The organism is Nocardia carnea NBRC 14403, assembly GCF_000308515.1.
GTDB lineage: Bacteria > Actinomycetota > Actinomycetes > Mycobacteriales > Mycobacteriaceae > Nocardia > Nocardia carnea.
Window position 1 is genome coordinate 1 of sequence record NZ_BAFV01000110.1, and the last position, 18,324, is coordinate 18,324.

The following is an 18,324-nucleotide window of genomic DNA, read 5'->3' on the forward strand; positions in this document are numbered from 1 at the left end:
TCACCACGGCTACCGCCCTCCCTGTAACGCTGAAGCACCGCATCTGGAAGACCAGGCAATCTGGCGGCGTCGGCGTCGGCACGGCTGCCCGATCCAGCCGCGGTCCTGCCGGCACCGGCAGAGCCTTCGCTCTGACGCCTGGCCAGATCGACCATACCTTCGACGATCCCTCGGATAGGCGAGAGAATCGCGTCTCCGAATTTGCGTGCAAACCCCGCCACTACATCCTCCAGCCCCGGATGGGGTTTCTACTAACGCCGTTCACCACACCCTGAGCCGTGTGCGTTCCGATCGAGACCGGACGCAAAAGCGTCGAATCTCAACGCCGACCGTATGGATGCTCGTCGACATGACCGAACGCGGATAGTGCTATGCATCCACCTGAACCTGTCATACCGCGCCCTGCCCGGACCGAAGCGCCGTGTATCGCATCGAACCAATCTTCAACTATTCCCAGGGCTGATAGCCCAGTCGGCCGGGGCATTCCGGCCCGGGCTTCACCGACCCGGATCATTCCGGCCCCGATCGACGGCTTCCGGTCGGGGTGGGATCGGCAGGTATCGGCGAAGGTTCGGCCGGTGCGTCAATGTCTGCGTTGCTGCCGGTCGCCTTGTCTTCGGCAAGTCCTGTGAGGGGCAACCGCGTATCCGGTGCAAACACCTGCGCTGCACCGCCGGCATCCGATTGCGGCTTCGGGACTGCTGCTCCACGATCACCGTTTTCGGTCGGCGAGGGTGCCGTCACCTGCACATCGGGGCGTTCGGTGGCCGGCGCAACCCGTGGCGTTTTATTCCTGGCCCGCGACCAGGGTGTAGCGCGGGGCGGGCCACTGGACGGTTGCTGGTTATTCTGCCCCGAAACGGCCGGTCCGCGTCCCGCGCCTCCCTGTGGCCTGTTCGCCGCACTATCGGCGGGACGCTGACTGTTGTTCTGCGCCGACGCTGCCTGCGGCTGCCCCGGTGTAGCCGCCGCCGGAGGCGTGGCCGCCGCAGGTACTGCACCACCAACAGTAGCTGTGCCATGCTGCTCCGGTCCGGTTTCGTTTCGACCCGATTCGTGGACGGCGGCATTGCCGTCACCGGTCGATTCACCAGTCGAGGAGATCCGAGCCTCTCCGGAGGAATCAGTCCCCACCGCTGCTGGAGTCGCCCCTGAGACCGGAGGACCCACCGAACTCGATGGCGCGGCCGACGCGGCGGCCGGGAAAGCATCGGGGGAAGCAGTCGCCGTATTCTGCGGCGCGCCTGCGGGTTGGGCCGCGTCGGCCGGCCCTGCGGCGCTATCCGCAACTTGTTGCCCGGGTGTAGAGGAACCGCCGTCCGAAGCCTTCCCGGCAGGAGTGTCCACGCCCGGATATTGCATATCGGGCAACCAGCTGGGCAGCGTACGCATCATTTCCGGCACCCAACTGGGCAGTGTGCTCGGCAGGGCTCCAGGTTGCGACGGGACGACCAGCGGTTCGTCGGTAGCCGGGTAGGGCCAATCGGCGGCGGGTACCTCCAATCCGGGAGTCGCGAAATCGAGGCGGTCGAGCTTCTCACCGAGTTTTTCGCCGTGGGAGGCCATCTCATCGGCATGCTTTTCCAGATCCTGGACGTAGCTGTCGACCGCTTCGGGATCGAGGTGGTATTTCGAGTCGTTGCCGGGCGACGACGGCAGGGCGAAGTCGGGCGGGAGCAGGGAATCGCGAATGAGCCGGTCGAACTTCTCCAGCATTGGCTCGAGGGCCTTTGCTGCCACCTCGGCCACGATGTACCACATGATTGTCTCGGCCGCTTTTTTGAGTAGCCAGCGCGCGGCGGCGGCGACCATGGGCCCGGTCACCGCACCCGCGGGCGTGAACATGCTTGCCACGAAACTGGCGGCGAGCGCGGCAAGTTCGATGAGTACCGCGATCTGTATCGCTTCGATGACGTCCGCCGCAACGTCGAGCGCGGTCGCAGCCACGTCGAATGCGGAATCCAGATCCGCCATCTTCTCCTGGCGGTAGGCCCACATCACCAGAATCGTCTGGTACGAGTTACCGGACATTGCCGATCCCATATCACCGAGGGTGTTCGTCGCCGCGTCGAAGGAATCGCGGACGTCGGTGGCGAACTCACGGACGTCCTGGCTCAGCTCCCGGACCTGGTCCACATCGACATCGGGGTACGGAATGCCGCATACGTTGAGAAAGAGGACGACCTCGCTGGGTATGTGAATACTCAAATCGCGGACCTTCTCACGCCGCAGATCGTCGCGAGAAATCCAATTGTCCGGGCCGTGAGGTGTCACGAGTCGACACGGACCGGCGCCCGTTGCGGTACAGCGTCTTACCTGTAGTCGACATCAGCGGACCGCCGAAAACGGGCATTTCGGGTGTCGGCACACCGCGGGATGCGGCTGGAGCTGCAGCAACATTCGGACTTCCCGCACCTCGTTCCGTTCGCAATTCGACCTCGGCCGACGCACCGACGCTGGAAGCCGCGGCGCCCGAACAGACTACCCAATGCCGAGTCACCCCCCGGTTTGTTCGACCACCCGTCGGACCGGGGACCGACCGTTGCCGACAACGGGCCGGCGGCCGGAGTCACGGCGGTCTCCCCGCCTCGGTACCGAGACCGGAACCAGCGCACGAGCCCCTCGGGGACGAATACGGATGGACTCCGCCGATCCACCCGCCACTCCGTAATTTCGCAGGTCGACCGGCTTCCCGTCGCGGCCGCGGAGGTGTTCGGCCAGACGATCCAGGGAGGCGTGACGAGCCCGATCGAGTGACCAACCGGTCAGCACAGCACATAACCGCATGCGAGTTTTGGGGGAGACCCAGAACGGTCTGACGACGCCAACTATCCCCAGTACGGAGAAGAACGCCCCTACTCGGCGACGCCGAAGCGGTGCCCCGTCGGCCATACAGCTCGACCGTTCGAGCGCCCCATCCCGAGCGCTGTCCGGCGCCACCGGCGAACTCATCACACTGGCTTCGTCGCCGTCCGAGAGGGCACGACACCGCCTGGGAACGCAGCGTGATCGTTCAAATCACCGTCTGTCCACCGTCGATGGTCAGTACTGCACCTGTTGTATTGCGTGCTGTATCTGCGGACAGGAACGCGATTGCCGCCGCGATCTCCCCCGGTCGGGAACCCTTTCCCGTCAGCGGTGACAGGCGGCCGAGCAGGTCGATATCGGCTTCAGGCCCGAACCCACCCCCGCCTGCAGTCATCGGGGTCAGTACATGCCCGGGACAAACCGCGTTCACACGGACGCCACGGCGCGCGTATTCGGCCGAGAGCGCCTTGGTCAACCCGATAACTCCCGCTTTGGAGGCACTGTAGGCGGCGCCGTAAGGCACCCCGACCAGGCCCGCAGTGGAGGCGACGTTCACAATGCTCCCCCGGGTTTTCAGGAGGTGGGGGAGCACGCGTTTGCTGATGTAGAACGGGCCATTGAGATTTACTCCCAGTACTTTCTGCCATGTCTGGTCGGGAAGTTCCTCGGTCGGCCCGTTGCCGAGGATGCCCGCGATATTGCAGACGATGTCCAGCTTGCCGAGATGCTCCACCGCACGTTCGACGAGCCGCGCGCAGGAATCCGGATCCGCGGTATCGCACGGCACTCCGAACACTCTTCCCTGCGCTTCGGCAGCCAATGTGCGCGTAGCCGTCAGCAGTGCGTCTTCATTGATATCGGCGGCGACGATATCGGCGCCTTCCCGGGCGAACAGTTCCGCTGTGGCGTATCCGATTCCGGACGCAGCACCGGTGATGAGGACTGACTTTCCTGCGTAGGTCATGGTTCATCCTTACGATCGGGTACGGGAACTCGCTGTTACCGGAGTTCGGTATGGCGTTTCATGCTCGGGTCACCCCACGAAGACACGTTTGATAAATATGAATGTGTGCGATCCGGGTGATCGTATGCATGCGGGCCACGGTGAAACTCGCGTGGTCTCGTTGAACGGAAACGTCACCCGAATCGGGCAGTGACGCCAGCGCATATGCCATTCATCGGCAGGTTGACCGGTCTGTTGTACGGGATGGCGGCGGACCGAAATCGGTCGCCGCCGCGGCTCGGAAGGGGGACGCCGGGGAGGGCTCGGCCGGCGCGCTGGCCTCGTGAGCAGAAGGTCGCCCGAGCCCGGCAAGCGCAGCCGTGTCGGCCCGTGCTCAGCTCGTCCCGCGCACCACGAGTTCCACGGGTAACCGCGCCGATTCCACGTCGTGTCCGCCGACGAGCTCGAGTAGTTTGCCGACCGCGGTCGCACCGATTTCCCGCGCGGGTGAGCGAACCGTTGTCAGCGGGACGGGCAGTTGGGCGGCGACCGGGATGTCGTTGTAGCCGACGAGGGCGAGATCGCCCGGAAGCGTCAGTCCGAGGTCTCGGGCCACGCCGAGCACGCCGATGGCGATGGTGTCGGTGACGGCGAAAACGGCCCGTGGGCGGTCGGGCCGGTCGAGGAGTTCACGGCCCGCAGCGACGCCGCCGGCGACCTCGAAGCTCGATTCGGCGATCCGGTGCGGTGGCAGGGTGATTCCGGCTTCGGTCAGGGCGTCGGAGAATCCGAGCATCCGGTCGCGTGCCGTGGTCGCGTGTTCGGGGCCGTTGATGACGGCGAGGTCGGAGTAGCCGCGGTCGAGGAGGTGGCGGGCGGCGAGGTAGCCGCCGAGGCGGTCGTCGCCGACGACGAAAGGGAGTCCGGCATCGGCGTGGCGGGTGAGCGTGAGGGTCGGCAGCGGGCCGATCGGCAGCGATTCCAGGAAGGGGCCGCCGGGGATGTGGAGGCTGCTGAGCAGTAGTCCGTCGACCTGCCGGCCGAGCAGTAGTTCCACCGCGCGCCGTTGTGCGTCGAGGTCGTCGGGCGGGCTCGACAGCAGCACCGAGTAGCCGGCGCGAGTGGCGGCCTCTTCGATGCCCTGGTAGGTCGTGGCGACGACACCGTCGGTCAGTCGTGGCATCACGACACCGAGGGTGGTGGTTTTACGCGTCCGCAGGCTGGCCGCCCACAGGTTCGGTTGATAGCCGATTTCGGCGGCCACTTCGCGGACGCGGCGGGCCGACGGCGTCCAGCCGTCCACGGGTTCGTCCTGGCGCAGCACCCGGGAGACCGTGGAGATATGCACCCCGGCGCGCTCGGCGATCTCCTTGAGGGTCGGAGCGCGGGAGGGTCGGTGCATCGCGGCGTCGGGTCCTTCCAGGTTTGACTGTCTTGCGAGGCAAGTCTAGCGTAGCCATGCAAACGTTCTCGCAATCGTTCCTGCAAACGTTTTCTACCGTTTGCGCGGAGCGCACATCCCGCCGGAGGCCGCATGTCCCAGTCGCTGACCCAGCTGTTCGATCTCGATTCACTCCTCACGCCGGAGGAAATCGAAATCCGGTCCACCGTGCGCAAATTCGCCGCCGAACGGATCCGTCCGCATATCGCCGAATGGTTCGAGGAAGGCCGCCTCCCGGCGCGTGAACTGGCCGTCGAACTCGGCTCGCTGGGCGTACTCGGTATGCATCTGGAGGGATATGACTGCGCCGGAACGAGCGCCACCGCCTACGGCCTGGCCTGCCTCGAACTCGAGGCAGTCGACTCCGGTATCCGCAGCCTGGTGTCGGTGCAGGGTTCGCTGGCGATGTTCTCGATCCACCACTGGGGCAGCGAGGAACAGAAACAGCAGTGGCTGCCGTCGATGGCCGCCGGCCGGGCGATCGGCTGCTTCGGCCTCACCGAACCCGATCACGGCTCCGACCCGGCCGGAATGCGCACCCGCGCGGTGCGCGACGGCGGCGACTGGGTGCTCAACGGGAAGAAAATGTGGATCACCAACGGCTCGATCGCCGATATCGCGGTGGTCTGGGCCCAGACCGAAGAGGGTATCCGCGGTTTCATCGTTCCCACCGACACCCCGGGGTTCTCCGCCCCCGAGATCCGGGCGAAGATGTCGCTGCGCGCCTCGGTGACCTCCGAACTCGTCCTGGAAGACGTCCGGCTGCCCGCCTCGGCAATGCTGCCCCTCGCGCAAGGTCTGCGCGGGCCCCTCACCAGCCTCGGCGAGGCCCGGTTCGGCATCGTCTTCGGCGCGATCGGCGCCGCCCGCGACTGCCTGGAAACCGCGATCGACTACGCACAGACCCGCGAGGTCTTCGGCAAACCGCTGGCCGGCTACCAGCTCACACAGGCCAAGCTCGCGGATATGGCGCTCGAAGTGGGTAAGGGACATCTGCTCGCCTACCACCTGGGCCGAATCAAGGACCGCGGCGAGATCACGCCCGAACAGGTCAGCACCGGCAAACTCAACAATGTGCGCGAGGCCATCGCCATCGCCCGCGAATGCCGGACCATCCTCGCCGCCAACGGCATCACCCTCGAATACCCGGTGATCCGGCACGCCAACAACCTCGAATCCGTGCTCACCTACGAGGGCACCTCCGAGGTCCATCAGCTGACCATCGGCAAGGCGCTCACCGGTTCGGCAGCCTTCCGGTGACCGGCGCACTGGACGGCCTGGTCATCGCCGATTTCGGCCGCGTCCTGGCCGGTCCGTACGCAACGATGCTGCTCGCGGATTTCGGTGCGGAAGTGATCAAGGTCGAACGGCCGGAAACCGGCGACGATACGCGCCGCTGGGGTCCGCCCTGGGCGGGAACGGAATCCACCTATTTCCTCAGCGTGAACCGCAACAAGAAATCGGTCGCGCTCGACCTGTCGGATCGCGAAGGTCTCGCCGCGGCGCGGGAGCTGGTGGCTCGCGCAGATGTCGTCGTCGAGAATTTCCTGCCCGGCACGATGGAACGGCTCGGGCTCGGATACGACCAGGTCACCGAGATCAATCCGGATATCGTCTACTGCTCGGTGACCGGTTTCGGCCGCGAGAACACCATGCCCGGATACGACCTGCTCATCCAGGCGGTCGGCGGTTTGATGAGCATCACCGGTCCCGATCCCGCCACCCCCACCAAAGTCGGTGTCGCCGTGGTCGATGTCATCACCGGCCTGCACGCGGCCCTCGGCATCCTGGCCGCGCTCCGGCACCGGGACCGAACAGGCGAGGGCCAGCGGGTGGAGGTCAACCTGTTGTCGTCGCTGCTGTCCGCCCTGACCAACCAGACCTCCGGCTACATCGGAGCCGGGGTGGTCCCGCAGGCAATGGGCAACCGGCATCCGAGCATCGCTCCCTACGAGGTGTTCGCGACGGCCGACCGGCCACTGGTGCTGGCGGTCGGCAACGACCGCCAGTTCGCCGCGCTGGTCAAGGTTCTCGGGGTCGCCGAAATGGCCGACGACGAACGCTTCGCCACCAATACCGCCCGGGTCGCCCACCGCGACGAACTCCGCACCACGCTGGCGGATCTGCTGGCGGCCGACGGGGCCGATGCCTGGTACACGGCGCTGTCCGCAGCACGGGTGCCGTGCGGACCGCTCAACGATATCGCCGGCGCGATCGGCTACGCACAGAATCTCGGCCTGTCCCCGGTGATCGGTATCGACGACCAGGACTCCGGCACAGTTGCGCAGATCGCCAACCCGATCGGGCTCAGTGCCACCCCGGCGACCTATCGCACGGCACCGCCACGTCTCGGGGCGGATACGGCCGGCTGAGCGAAACAATGAGGTGATGTTCCCGCCGCATGTCCGCGCCGATGCGGACCTCTATGGGGGCAGCCCATGTCACCGCGAACAGCAGTAATCCCCGCCACGAACAGCATGCCCGGGGCACATATGTGCCCCGGGGATTACTGCTGCTTCGGCCACCGCTCTAGAGGTTCAACACACACAGCCGTTCGGTTGTCAGCTCCCGCGCGGTCGACTCCGGCCCCTCTTTTGTATTGCCGGACTCGCGAATCCCGCCGTAGGGCATATTGTCGGCGCGGAAGGCCGGGGTTTCGTTGATCAGGACACTGCCGAATTTCAGTCGTTCGGTAGCGGCCAGCGCCTTGCTCATATCGGAGGTGAAAACACCCGCCTGCAAACCGTATTTCGAATCGTTCGACAGCGCGATCGCCTCGTCGAACGAGCCCACGCGTACCAGGCTCAGGACGGGTCCGAAGATTTCTTCCCGGATGAGGTCGCAGGCCGGACCGACATCGGTGAGCAGGGTGGGCTCGAGGATTCCGTCCGGCCGGACACCACCGCCGGCCCGCACGACGGCACCGGCCGATTCCGCCTGTCCGATCGCGGTGGTGATGCGGTGTCTCGCCTTGTCGTCGATGACGGGCCCGCAGAGCACCTGCTCGTCGGCAGGGTCGCCCACTCCCAGGCGGGACATCCGTTCCGTCAGCAACGCCCGGAGGTCGCCGGCCACGGCATCGTTCACATAGATCCGCTGGACCGAAACACAGGTCTGCCCGGCGAAACCGAAGGCGTTGGGCACCAGTTTGTCCGCGGCCTGTTCGAGATCGGCATCGGACTCGATAATCGCCGGGCTGGCATTCCCGAGTTCGAGCAGCACTTTCTTCCGCGACCCGGCCCCGGCGATATGCCAGCCGACGGCGGCCGAACCGGTGAAGCTGATGGCCGCGACCCGCGGATCCTCGACGATCACCGCGCTGATCTCGCCGGGATCCCCCGGGACGACCGACAGGTAGCCCTCCGGCATACCGGCGTCCGCGCAGATATCGGCCAGAACGAACGATGTCAGCGGTGCCTGCGGCGCGGGTTTGAGTACGACCGGGCAGCCGACGGCGAACGCGGGGGCCAGCTTGTGCGCGACGAGGTTGAGCGGAAAGTTGAACGGGGCGATGGCGGTGACGACCCCGATGGGCATCTGCCGGGTGAAGCCGATCTTGCCGACGCCCGCAGCCGTCGCGTCCATCGCGACACCGCGGCCGGTGTGGGTCCGCGCGACCGCCGCGGCGAGCCGGAAGGTGTCCGCGGCCCGGTCCACTTCCGCGCGGGCCGAACCGATCGGTTTGGCGACTTCGGCGCAGATCAGGTTCGCGAGCACCGGCTTGCGCTCGAGGATGAGTTCGGCGATCCGATCCAGTATCGCGGCGCGGATATGCGCCGGAATCTGCTGGTCGAGGGTGCGATACGCCAGCTCGACCGCCTCCGCGGCCGCACCGGCCGACGCATTCGCCACCCGGCCGACGAGAACACCGTCATAGGGATTGACGACCGGCGATGCCGTATCGGTGAAGATTTCCCGGTGCCCGATACGCACTCCGCGTTCCGGAACAGTCTGTGCTGAGCGCTCGTCGAGCGATGTCATTCTTCTACTCGTCTTCCTGGCGATCGTCGATCAGTTGAGCACGTGATCGGGTGAACGGGCCGGCTCCGCGTCCGCTGTGGCAGCGGGGATATCGCCGTGCCGGATCTCCCGGTAGACGCGGCTGCGCAGTTCGGCGAATTCGCGGGTGGCCTTGGTGGCGATCTGATCGCGGTCGGCGCCGAGATGGGTTTCGATGAGGTCGACTACCTGGGTCGGTTTCTTACCGAGCACCAGGACCCGGTCCGAGAGGTAGACGGCTTCGTCGATATCGTGGGTGACCAGCAGGATGGTGATACCGAGATGCTTCTTTACCCGTAGCGTCAGATCCTCGAGGTCCGCCCGGGTCTGGGCGTCGACCGATGCGAACGGTTCGTCCATGAGAACGATCGCCGGTGCGTAGGCCAGGGCGCGCGCGATGGCGACCCGCTGTTGCATACCGCCGGAAAGCTGCCACGGATACTTCTGCACATGCTCCTTCAGGCCGACCTCCACGAGCGCGGCCATGGCCGTTTCCTTGCGCTGTTTCTTGTCTTTGGTCGTGGAGCGCAGCGGCAGCATCACATTGTCGAGGACCGACATCCACGGCATTAGGGAGCGCGAATAGTCCTGGAAGACGATCGCCATTTCGGCGGGTGGTTCCGTGATCTGGCGTCCGCGCAGCGAGACGATTCCGGCGGTCGGGGCGATCAGTCCCGAAAGGCATTGCAGAAGTGTCGTCTTGCCGGCTCCCGAGGGCCCGACGATGCACATGAATTCGCCGGATCGGACGGTGACATCTATCCCGCCCAGCACCTGGTGATCGCCGAAGCTCTTGGACAGGTTCTCGACGACGAGCAGTTCGTCGCTCGGCGCCGGTGTGCCGGCGGCAGAGTTGGCAGATGCGCTCATTGTCAGGCTCCTAAGCGTTCTTCTTGTTGTGCCAATCGAGGACTTGCGTTTCGATCAGGCGGAATCCGAAGTTGAGCAGATAACCCAGCACACCCAGCATCACGATCCCCGACCACATGTTGAGGATGTTGAAACTGCGCTGTGAATCCAGAATGAAATAACCGATACCGCCGGGCGATCCGATCATTTCGGTCACCACCATGACAACGGTGGCGATGGTCAATGCGAGCCGGGCGCCGGCGAAGATCTGCGGGGCGGCATTGGGCGCGTAGATATAGCGGATACGGTCGCCGAGCGGGAGCCGGTAGCTGCGGGCCATGCTGAGCAGGACCGGTTCCACCGAACGCACACCGTCGATGGTGTTCAGCAGGATCGGCCACATCGATGCCAGCGCGATCAGGAACACCTTCATGGTGTCGCCGATCCCGAGGAAGATGGTGGCGATCGGCAGCAGGGCGACGCCCGGTGTGGAGCGGAGGAATTCCAGGATCGGCCGGACCGCCTCCTCGAAACGCGGCAGCAGTCCGAGGAGAATCCCACCGAGCACACCGACGATCAGCGCGAAACCGAAACCGACGACGATCCGGAGCAGGCTGGGGACCAGGTTCTCCGCGATACCGTCGAAGAACCAGACCTCGGCGACGCGGTCCAGAATGTCGGCCAGCGGCGGGAAATAGAACGAGGAACTACCGGCCGAAGCCACGAGCCAGGCGACGACGAGAACGATGGGGAGCCAGATCTCCCAGGCCAGGGCGGTGACACGTTTCATGCCGGACGCTCCCCTCGAATACTCGGATGCCACCACAGCAGGCGACGTTGCGCGGCGACGATCAGGGTGTTGATGAGCAACCCGAGCACACCGGCCGTGATGGCGTAGGCGAACACCTCGGGGCGCTGGAAAGCCTGCTCCATATGCGACAACTCCAGGCCCAGGCCTTCGGCGCCACCGATGTATTCGGCGCTGATCGTCATCAGCAGCGCCATCGTCGCCGCCAGCCGCAAACCGGTGAAGACGAGCAGCGTCACGCTGGGAACCCACAGGTAGCGCAGGCGATCGGCCAGGGAGATCCGGAATACCCGGACCACCCATTTGTGTAGCGGTTCGACCTGCTTGGCCGCATACATCGACTGGATGAGCAGGGGCCAGATCGCCGCGAGGACGATCATGGTGATCTCCATCTGGCTGGTGGCTCCGAAGAGCAGCAGCACCAGCGGCAGCAGCGCGATGGTCGGGATACTGCGGAAGAAATCGATGATCCACCGGGTGCTCTGGGTGGCGCGCAGCGAGGCCCCCAGCAGCAGCCCGAGCGGAATTCCGATGACGGCGCACAGGGCGAGGCCGGTGGCCCATACGCGGACTGTCGTGCCCAGAGCGGTCCAGTATTCGCTCGTTCCCCAGAGCCCGACGAGCGCCTGCGCGGCTTCGACGGGACTGGGCAGGGAATCGTCGTCGACCATCGAGCTCATGGCGATGAGCTGCCATATCAGCAGTACGGCGGCGATAGCGGCGAGTTTGGTGACGAGCCCGGTACGGCGACGGCCGGCCGAGCCGGTATCGGCCTTACCTGCGGCCGCAGGCCTCGCCCGGGTTTCCGCCCGGGTCGTGGGTGCGCTGGTGAGAGTCATATCGTTCACTCGGACTCGGCCAGCAGCTCATCGGCCGCCGGCTTTTCGGTCAGGATTTCGTACTCGACGGCCAGGGTCGCGATCTTGTCGAGCTGCTCGGCGGTCACCGGTTCCGCGGCGAATGTCTGGACGTAGGCGTTCTCGAGCTGCTCCGGGCTGAAACCGAGCTGCTCCCGGGCCACCTTCTCGGCGAGCTCGGTATTGCCGTTGACCGATGCTGCGGCCTCATAGATACCTTCGGCGAACTTCTGCACCGCCTCCGGGTTCTCGGCGATGAACTGCTCGCTCGCCACATACACCGAGGAGGGAACGCCCTTGTTACCCGGCACATCGGTGTTGTGCACCAGCTGCGCCTTCCCGGAAGAGATAGCGCTGGAGGCCAGGGGCTCGTTCGGGGTGGCGGCGTCCACGAAGCCCTGCTGGACCAGGTCGATCGTCTGCGCCGGCGGCACCTCGACGAACTCGATGGCGGCGGAATCACCACCGGCGCGGTCCACGATGGCGCGGATATTCATCCAGGTCTGCGTTTTGATGGCCGGAACGCCGACCTTCTTGCCGACCAGGTCTCGCACCGACTTGATCGGGCTCGACGGCGCCGACACCACACTGGCCGCCGACAGCTCGCCGTCCTCACCGTCGGTGGATTGCAGGCCTGCACCCGCGATCACCCGGATGGGCAGGCCCTGGGAGCGAGCCTGCATCAGGGTGATGGTGTCCATCTGCGCCACGTGCAGACCGCCGTTGAGCAGCTGCGGGACGGCATCGTTGGCGGATTTGTTCGCGGTGGGTGTGACGGTCAGGCCGCGTTCGGCGAAATTCCCCTCGCTGACGGCGACCCGTAGTCCGATACCGGACAGCCCGGGCGAACTGCCCACCTTGATATCGCTCACCGGCCCACCGGAACCGCTGTCGGAGGAGCAGGCCCCGAGCGTGAGGGCGAGGATGCCCGCCGCGGTGGCAGCGGCGGCGCGACGGACTACGGGTGCTGCGATGCACGCGAGGGACATGTCGAAACTCCGGTCTTGGTGATGGCGTGATAAATGCGCGGTTCGGCGTCGGGGCCTGTGGCCGGCGTCATGACAACAGGCGATTGTGCCCCGTATCACTTCTGGAGCGGCCGTTCCAGGGATGCTACGGTCCGGCGAGCCGGGAAGGAATCGCTCCTTTCCAGATGGCGCAATACCCGTGCCGCCGCCGGCCGCTCAGACCGTGAGAATTCGTTCGATCTGCCCGGCCGCCTGCCGCAGCGCGTTCCCCGATTGCACGAGGTTGCTGCGCACAGTGGGCGCCGAGAGGCTTATCGCGGCCACGGCGATACCGTCACGCACGATCGGCGTCGCTACACATACCTGCCCGAGGACCGATTCCTGGCGATCATAGGCCAGCCGGGTCGAGCGGATTTCCACCAGTTGCTGATGCAGCACCGATCGGCTGGCCACGGAATGCCGGGTCCGCCGCGGTAGTGCCTCCTGGAAGACACTCGCGAGCCGCTGCGGGGGCTGAAACGCGAGCATGGCCTTACCCAGCGCGGTGCAGGTGGCCGGCACCCGGCCACCGATGGCGGTGGGCGCGGGCAGGGTGCGCAACCCGACGATCTTGTCGACGATGACGACCTCGGGCCCGTCCAGGATCGCGAGCCGGGCTGTCATCCCGGACGCCGCGTACAACTCCCCCAGGTAGGGAGCCACGCGTTCCCGCAGCCCGCGCGGGCGGCAGTGGGCCACCTGATTGCCGAGTTCGAACAGTTTGTCGCCCGGTCGGTACTGCGTGCCCTCCTTCGATACGAATCCACTTTCGACGAGGTAGGCCAGCAGTCGATAGGCGGTGGAGGTGGGCACACCGACCCGGCGGGCGATATCGCTGACCCCCATCGAGGCGTCACCGTTGCGGAACTCGTCCAGCAACTGGAGCGCTTTGAGCACCGAGGCCGTCCCCCGTTGACCGTTCTTGTTCGTGTTTCCGTCCTCGGCCAGGCCGTCGGCGAAGCCGGGTTCTTCCATCAGTGCGGTCACGCGGGACCCCTCTCCAGGTTGTTCTGCAGTCCCCCCGCCGGTTGGCCGACAGCGTCTTTCGGTGTTGCCCGGTATCGGCCAGCCAACTTCTGTAGTGGTTGGTACAGTGATTGTAATGACCGTTCCAGTGAGCGGCAACACACCCGCCCATACCGAAACCCGGCAGGTACGCTGAGTTCCTCCCGTTCGGCAGCCCCGCCACCGGAAAGAGACGCCATGAACACCGCCCGACGGAATGCCCGCGGAGAAGCCAGTGTGCAGCGCATTCTCGACGCCACCGTGCAATTGGTCGGCCGGTACGGGTACGACAACACGACGATCGCCCGGATCACGAAATTCACGCAGCTGCCCGCCAGTTCGATCTACTGGTACTTCCGCGACAAGGACGAGCTCATCGCCTCCGCACTGGAGTACTCGTACACGCGCTTCGCCCGAGGCCGCCGATCCTGGCAGGGATTCGATCCCGCGGTGCCACTCGAAGACCAGCTGATCGGCGAACTCGAACCCGAACTACAGGCCTCGGAATCGGAGGCTCCGCTGCGGCTCGGCATCATGCTCGCGCTCGAAGGCAGTGCCGCCCGGTCGAAGATCCAGGAACCGTTCCAGCGCCGCCGCGCCGCCGCTCTCGAATCGATACGCAACTGGTGGGACGACGTCTTCGCCGCGTTCGACGCCGACGAGAACACCCGCGGCCCGGGGACGTGGTGGATGTCCACCCTGACCCTCGCCCTGATGGACGGCCACTACATCTCCGATGTCGTCGCGGACGGCCCGGCGGCGGTCGCCCACCGCAGCCGCATCGTCGGGCTGGTTCTCGCCTCGGCCTTCACCGCGCTGCGTACCGGCGCAGAACCGATCCCCACTGCCGAGCTGCCCACGCAGCCGCCGGCCCTGGCCGACGAGACCACCGGGCCGGCAGCTCTCCTGAGCGTCACCCGCCGGCTCGTCGCCGAGCACGGCTACGAAGGTGCGACGATCGGCCGCATCTGTTCGGCCACCGGGATGCAGCGCAGCTCGGTCTACTGGCGATACAAAGACAAGGACTCCCTGATCAAGGCCGCCGTGGCCGAACCGTTCCTGGAACTTCTCGCACCCTTGCACGCGCTCGGCGAGAAACCCTGGACCGAAGAGGTTTCGGCCGCCTTGAGCACGACCATGCGCGGCGCACACGACCACCCGGACACGATCAAGGCGGGTCTGCTGCTCAAGGTCCAGCAGTGGGATCCGCCGACCGCCGGTGGGCTCGCCGTCGCCGCCGGGACCGCGGGTGCCGAAACCGCGCTGGCGGAGTGGTTCGCCGAGGCCCTCCCGCCCACCGGCCGCGCGGAGGCGTTCGGGGAGCATCTGGCCTGGACCGTGCTCCGGCTGGTCGAAGGCCTGATGCTCCGCTCGGCACTCGGCCGGCCCGCACCGGTCGAAGCCACGACACGGCTGTTCGACGCCATGATGGACGGCGTCATGAACCAGTGGCCGACCTCGGTTGTCTGACGGTCAGTCGAGGCGAAGCCGATAGGTGTCCACGGGGCCGGTCTCCAGTTCCAGCCGGAAGGTGTTCATCACGCGGCCGACCATCATGTAGAAGCCGATGAGCAGGACGAGCTCCACGAGTTCGGATTCGTTGTATTCCGCGCCGACCGCGTCGAACACTTCGTCCGGGACCGTTGTCGTCCGGACGACGGCATCGGTGAAGTCCAGCAGCAGGATCTCGAACGGAGCGAACTCGCTCGCTGCGGCCTCACCCGAATAGGCGGCGACCGCCTCGATCTTCGACCGCGTGAAACCCACCCGTTCGGCGACGGCGGTGTGTTCGTGCCATTGGTAAGCGGCGCCGGTGAGGTGGGCGACCCGCAGGATGACGACCTCGCGGTGCACCGGGTCGAGCGAGCTGCCCCGGCTCAGGGTCTGGCCGAGGGCCAGCACCTCGGGTGCGCTGTTCTGCGAGTTCGCGATCATCCGGAAGATATTGATCTTCCGCTTTCCGGCCATGGCCCGGACCACGCGGTCGGGCGCATTGTCGGGGTCGAAGTACGGGATACGAGCCAAGGAACTCTCCTGACGTTCGGGGTGTTCGCTGCGTTCAGTACGTGCCGACTGCTTCGGCCGCAGGGGTCTGCTGCCGGAATCGGGTGAGTAGATCGTCGGCGGCGCGGATGAGCAGGGTGGAGTCGACGCCGACGCCGGCGAAGGCGACGCCACGGCGCAGCCATTCCTGGGCGGCGGCGATATCGGTGAGCATGATGCCGGCCGGGGTACCGATACGGCGGAGGGTTTCGACACCGCGGTCGATGGCCGCGATCACCTCGGGATGGGTGCGCTGCTCCGGGTAGCCCATATCGGCCGCGAGATCGGCGGGTCCGAGCAACACCCCGTCGACCCCGTCGGTCGCTGCGATCGCCTCGATATTGTCGAGGGCCGTGCGGGTCTCTACCTGCACCAGGAGGCACACATTGTCATCCGATGTCAGGACGTAATCGGTCCAGCGTCCCCACCGGGACGACCGGCCGAGACCGCTGCCCATCCCCCGCTGGCCACGCGGGGGATACCGCACCGCCCGTACCAGCTCGGCCGCCTGCTGCGCAGTGTCGACCATCGGGACCAGCAGGTTGCGCACGCCGATCTCCAGGTACTGCTTGATGAGCGCCGGATCTCCGTGCGGTAGGCGCACCACCGGTTGGGACAGTTCGGCAGCGCGACCGCCGAGTACCGTCGCCGCGGCGGCGATCCCCTGCAGTTGTTCGAGGACCGACCGCAGATCGTTGGGCCCGTGTTCGGCGTCGATCAGCAACCAGTCGTAACCGCATCCGGCGAGGATTTCGGCGGTGTAGCCGTTCGCGAGAACGGTCCACAGCCCGATCTGCTGTTCGCCTGTCGCCAATCGCTGTTTGAATCGATTGGGCGGGGTCGGCCCGGTGATGGACATCGGTGGGGTTCCTCGTTCAGACCAGTTGGAAGGAGATATCGCCGAGCCGGCCGTAGTCGGCGTGGACGACATCACCGCGGGTGAGAGCGACCGGCCGGGTGAAAGATCCCGCCAGCACGATATGCCCGGCTTCGAGACGTTCCCCGTGCCGATGCAGGCGCCGGGCCAGCCACGCGACACCGCGGGCCGGGTGGCCCAGCACGGCGCCGGCGAGCCCGGATTCCTCGACACCGCCGTTGAGATAGAGCAGGGCGCCGGCCCAGCGCAGATCGAGATCGTCCGGGCGGACCGGGCTGCCCCCCAGCACGATTCCGGCGTTGGCGGCATTGTCGGAAATGGTGTCGAAAATTCTGCGTGGGGCACCGGTTTCCCGGTCGAACTGTTCGATACGGGCGTCGATGATCTCCAGCGCCGGGGTGATCCGGTCGGTGGCGTTGAGTACATCGTTGATCGAGACGTCCGGGCCCTCGAGCGGATCGCGCAGCAGGAAGGCCAGCTCGACCTCCACCCGCGGTTTGATGAACCGCTGCGCGGCGATGGGGCTACCGCCCTCATAGACCATCTCGTCGAACAGCGTGCCGAAATCGGGTTCGTCGATCTGGCTGCTGACCTGCATTGCGCGGGAGGTCAGGCCGATCTTGTGGCCGACCACGCGCTGCCCTTCGGACTCTTTGATCCGCGCCCAGGCCCGGGACACCGCGTACCCGTCTTCGATACTCATCCCCGGGAACCGACCGGAGAAGTGCCGGATCTGTTCGCGGCGCTGCTCGGCGGTATGCAGTTCGCTCGCCAGCGCCGCGCAGGTCTGCGAGGTGAAGGCGGTCATCGGACGCCGATCCGGTCGCCCGCGGTCAGGAACTGTACTGCCAGCCGGTTGAATTCGTCGGCGCGTTCGAACTGGGCCCAGTGATCGCATCCGGTCATATCGATCACCTGCGCGTTCGGCAGGATCTCCCCGAGCCGCCGGGCATTGTCGAGGAACATGTTCGGTGCGTCCACGGCGGCGATGATCAGCGCCGGTTGCTGCAGCCGGGACCATTCTCCGGCGGAAAGGTCCTGGCCACCGGTGCTGAATGCGAGCAGATTCGCCATCGCATCGGCCATCTCGGGCTGCTGGTAGATACGCAACCGCACCCCGACGAGATCGTCGATGAGATCCGCCGGATCGAGCACCAGCCGGCCCATCGCCGCGCTCACCGATTCCCAGGACGGCGCCTGCGCGGCACCTTGGCGCCGGCGCCGGACATCGGCGCCGAACTTCTTCTCTTCCTCGGGATCGACGATGATGCCGGCCGGCGCCACCATCACCAACTGAGTGATGCGGTCCGGACGGTCCACCGCGAGCCGGGCCCCGACCCATGACCCGAGCGATACCCCGATCACCGCGGCACTGTCGATATCCAGCGCGTCGAGGACGGCGAGCGCATGCTCGGCATAGTCCGGGATGAGATAGGGACGGTCGGGTTTATCGGTATACCCGCAGCCGAGCATATCGATCCCGATCACCCGATGCGTCTGCGCCAGGGCGCCGTAGTTGGCGCAGAAATTCTCCAGGCTGCCGGCGGTTCCGTGCAGGAGCAGGACGACGGGGCCGTCGGGGTCGCCCGTCTCCAGGTAGCGGGTGCGGACCCCGGCGGCATCGACCCAGTCGAGGGTGTGCCGCACGGTATCGAGATAGGTCCACACGCTTCGATAGCGTTGCATC

17 protein-coding genes are annotated in these 18,324 nt (G+C 66.1%); 4 read left to right on the top strand and 13 right to left on the bottom strand.

The window, feature by feature from the left end; genetic code table 11:
* On the top strand, positions 1-275 hold a 275-nt coding region (locus ON22_RS37650; RefSeq protein ID WP_043740797.1), incomplete at its 5' end, for a hypothetical protein.
* Between the two features lie 235 nt (positions 276-510).
* On the opposite strand, the gene ON22_RS27610 is transcribed toward ON22_RS37650, so the two are convergent.
* The 3 genes from ON22_RS27610 to ON22_RS27620 all read right to left on the bottom strand — a co-directional run bounded on the left by ON22_RS27610 (position 511) and on the right by ON22_RS27620 (position 5,153).
* Positions 511-2,208: a WXG100-like domain-containing protein gene (locus ON22_RS27610; RefSeq protein WP_156052489.1), complete on the bottom strand. Its 1,698-nt coding sequence runs from the start codon at positions 2,206-2,208 to the stop codon at positions 511-513.
* 805 nt (positions 2,209-3,013) lie between these two features.
* Positions 3,014-3,772 (bottom strand): SDR family NAD(P)-dependent oxidoreductase, encoded by a 759-nt coding sequence (locus ON22_RS27615; RefSeq protein ID WP_033247587.1) that lies wholly within the window; start codon positions 3,770-3,772, stop codon positions 3,014-3,016.
* 373 nt (positions 3,773-4,145) lie between these two features.
* A complete protein-coding gene (locus tag ON22_RS27620; protein ID WP_033247588.1) occupies positions 4,146-5,153 on the bottom strand; it encodes a LacI family DNA-binding transcriptional regulator in 1,008 nt (335 codons plus the stop codon).
* A 132-nt stretch (positions 5,154-5,285) separates the two neighbouring features.
* On the opposite strand from ON22_RS27620, the gene ON22_RS27625 reads away from it, so the two are divergent.
* Together ON22_RS27625 and ON22_RS27630 are read left to right on the top strand one after the other, a co-directional pair.
* A complete protein-coding gene (locus ON22_RS27625) occupies positions 5,286-6,452 on the top strand; it encodes an acyl-CoA dehydrogenase family protein (RefSeq protein WP_033247589.1) in 1,167 nt (388 codons plus the stop codon).
* Positions 6,449-7,564: a CaiB/BaiF CoA transferase family protein gene (locus tag ON22_RS27630; RefSeq protein ID WP_033247590.1), complete on the top strand. Its 1,116-nt coding sequence runs from the start codon at positions 6,449-6,451 to the stop codon at positions 7,562-7,564. The genes ON22_RS27625 and ON22_RS27630 overlap by 4 nt, the downstream gene beginning before the upstream one ends.
* 157 nt (positions 7,565-7,721) lie before the next feature.
* Here ON22_RS27630 and ON22_RS27635 read toward each other — a convergent pair whose 3' ends face one another.
* The 6 genes from ON22_RS27635 to ON22_RS27660 form a co-directional block, all read right to left on the bottom strand.
* The gene (locus ON22_RS27635) at positions 7,722-9,173 is read right to left on the bottom strand and encodes an aldehyde dehydrogenase family protein (RefSeq protein ID WP_081595885.1); all 1,452 of its coding nucleotides are present in this window, start codon (positions 9,171-9,173) and stop codon (positions 7,722-7,724) included.
* A gap of 30 nt (positions 9,174-9,203) precedes the next feature.
* The gene (locus tag ON22_RS27640) at positions 9,204-10,061 is read right to left on the bottom strand and encodes an ABC transporter ATP-binding protein (RefSeq protein WP_051158164.1); all 858 of its coding nucleotides are present in this window, start codon (positions 10,059-10,061) and stop codon (positions 9,204-9,206) included.
* A gap of 10 nt (positions 10,062-10,071) precedes the next feature.
* Complete coding sequence (locus ON22_RS27645) at positions 10,072-10,830, bottom strand: ABC transporter permease (RefSeq protein ID WP_033247591.1); 759 nt, start codon at positions 10,828-10,830, stop codon at positions 10,072-10,074.
* Positions 10,827-11,687: an ABC transporter permease gene (locus tag ON22_RS27650; RefSeq protein ID WP_156052490.1), complete on the bottom strand. Its 861-nt coding sequence runs from the start codon at positions 11,685-11,687 to the stop codon at positions 10,827-10,829. Before ON22_RS27650 ends, ON22_RS27645 begins: the two co-directional genes overlap by 4 nt.
* A gap of 5 nt (positions 11,688-11,692) precedes the next feature.
* On the bottom strand, positions 11,693-12,694 hold the full coding sequence (locus tag ON22_RS27655) for an ABC transporter substrate-binding protein (RefSeq protein ID WP_033247592.1): 1,002 nt from the start codon (positions 12,692-12,694) through the stop codon (positions 11,693-11,695).
* A gap of 195 nt (positions 12,695-12,889) precedes the next feature.
* Positions 12,890-13,699 carry an IclR family transcriptional regulator gene (locus ON22_RS27660; RefSeq protein ID WP_081595886.1) on the bottom strand — a complete coding sequence of 270 codons (810 nt, stop codon included), beginning with the start codon at positions 13,697-13,699 and terminating at the stop codon, positions 12,890-12,892.
* Positions 13,700-13,915: 216 nt separating this feature from the next.
* On the opposite strand from ON22_RS27660, the gene ON22_RS35000 reads away from it, so the two are divergent.
* Positions 13,916-15,187, top strand: coding sequence for a TetR/AcrR family transcriptional regulator (locus ON22_RS35000; RefSeq protein ID WP_051158166.1), 1,272 nt, complete (start codon positions 13,916-13,918; stop codon positions 15,185-15,187).
* A gap of 3 nt (positions 15,188-15,190) precedes the next feature.
* Here ON22_RS35000 and ON22_RS27670 read toward each other — a convergent pair whose 3' ends face one another.
* From ON22_RS27670 to ON22_RS27685, 4 genes are read right to left on the bottom strand one after another with little or no spacing between them, the layout of a single operon-like run.
* A complete protein-coding gene (locus ON22_RS27670) occupies positions 15,191-15,742 on the bottom strand; it encodes a carboxymuconolactone decarboxylase family protein (protein ID WP_033247593.1) in 552 nt (183 codons plus the stop codon).
* 34 nt (positions 15,743-15,776) lie between these two features.
* A complete protein-coding gene (locus ON22_RS27675; protein WP_033247594.1) occupies positions 15,777-16,619 on the bottom strand; it encodes an HpcH/HpaI aldolase family protein in 843 nt (280 codons plus the stop codon).
* Between the two features lie 16 nt (positions 16,620-16,635).
* A complete protein-coding gene (gene hpaH / locus ON22_RS27680) occupies positions 16,636-17,445 on the bottom strand; it encodes a 2-oxo-hept-4-ene-1,7-dioate hydratase (protein ID WP_033247595.1) in 810 nt (269 codons plus the stop codon).
* Positions 17,442-18,323 (bottom strand): alpha/beta fold hydrolase, encoded by an 882-nt coding sequence (locus ON22_RS27685; RefSeq protein ID WP_033247596.1) that lies wholly within the window; start codon positions 18,321-18,323, stop codon positions 17,442-17,444. Before ON22_RS27685 ends, hpaH begins: the two co-directional genes overlap by 4 nt.
* Position 18,324: the final 1 nt, after the last annotated feature.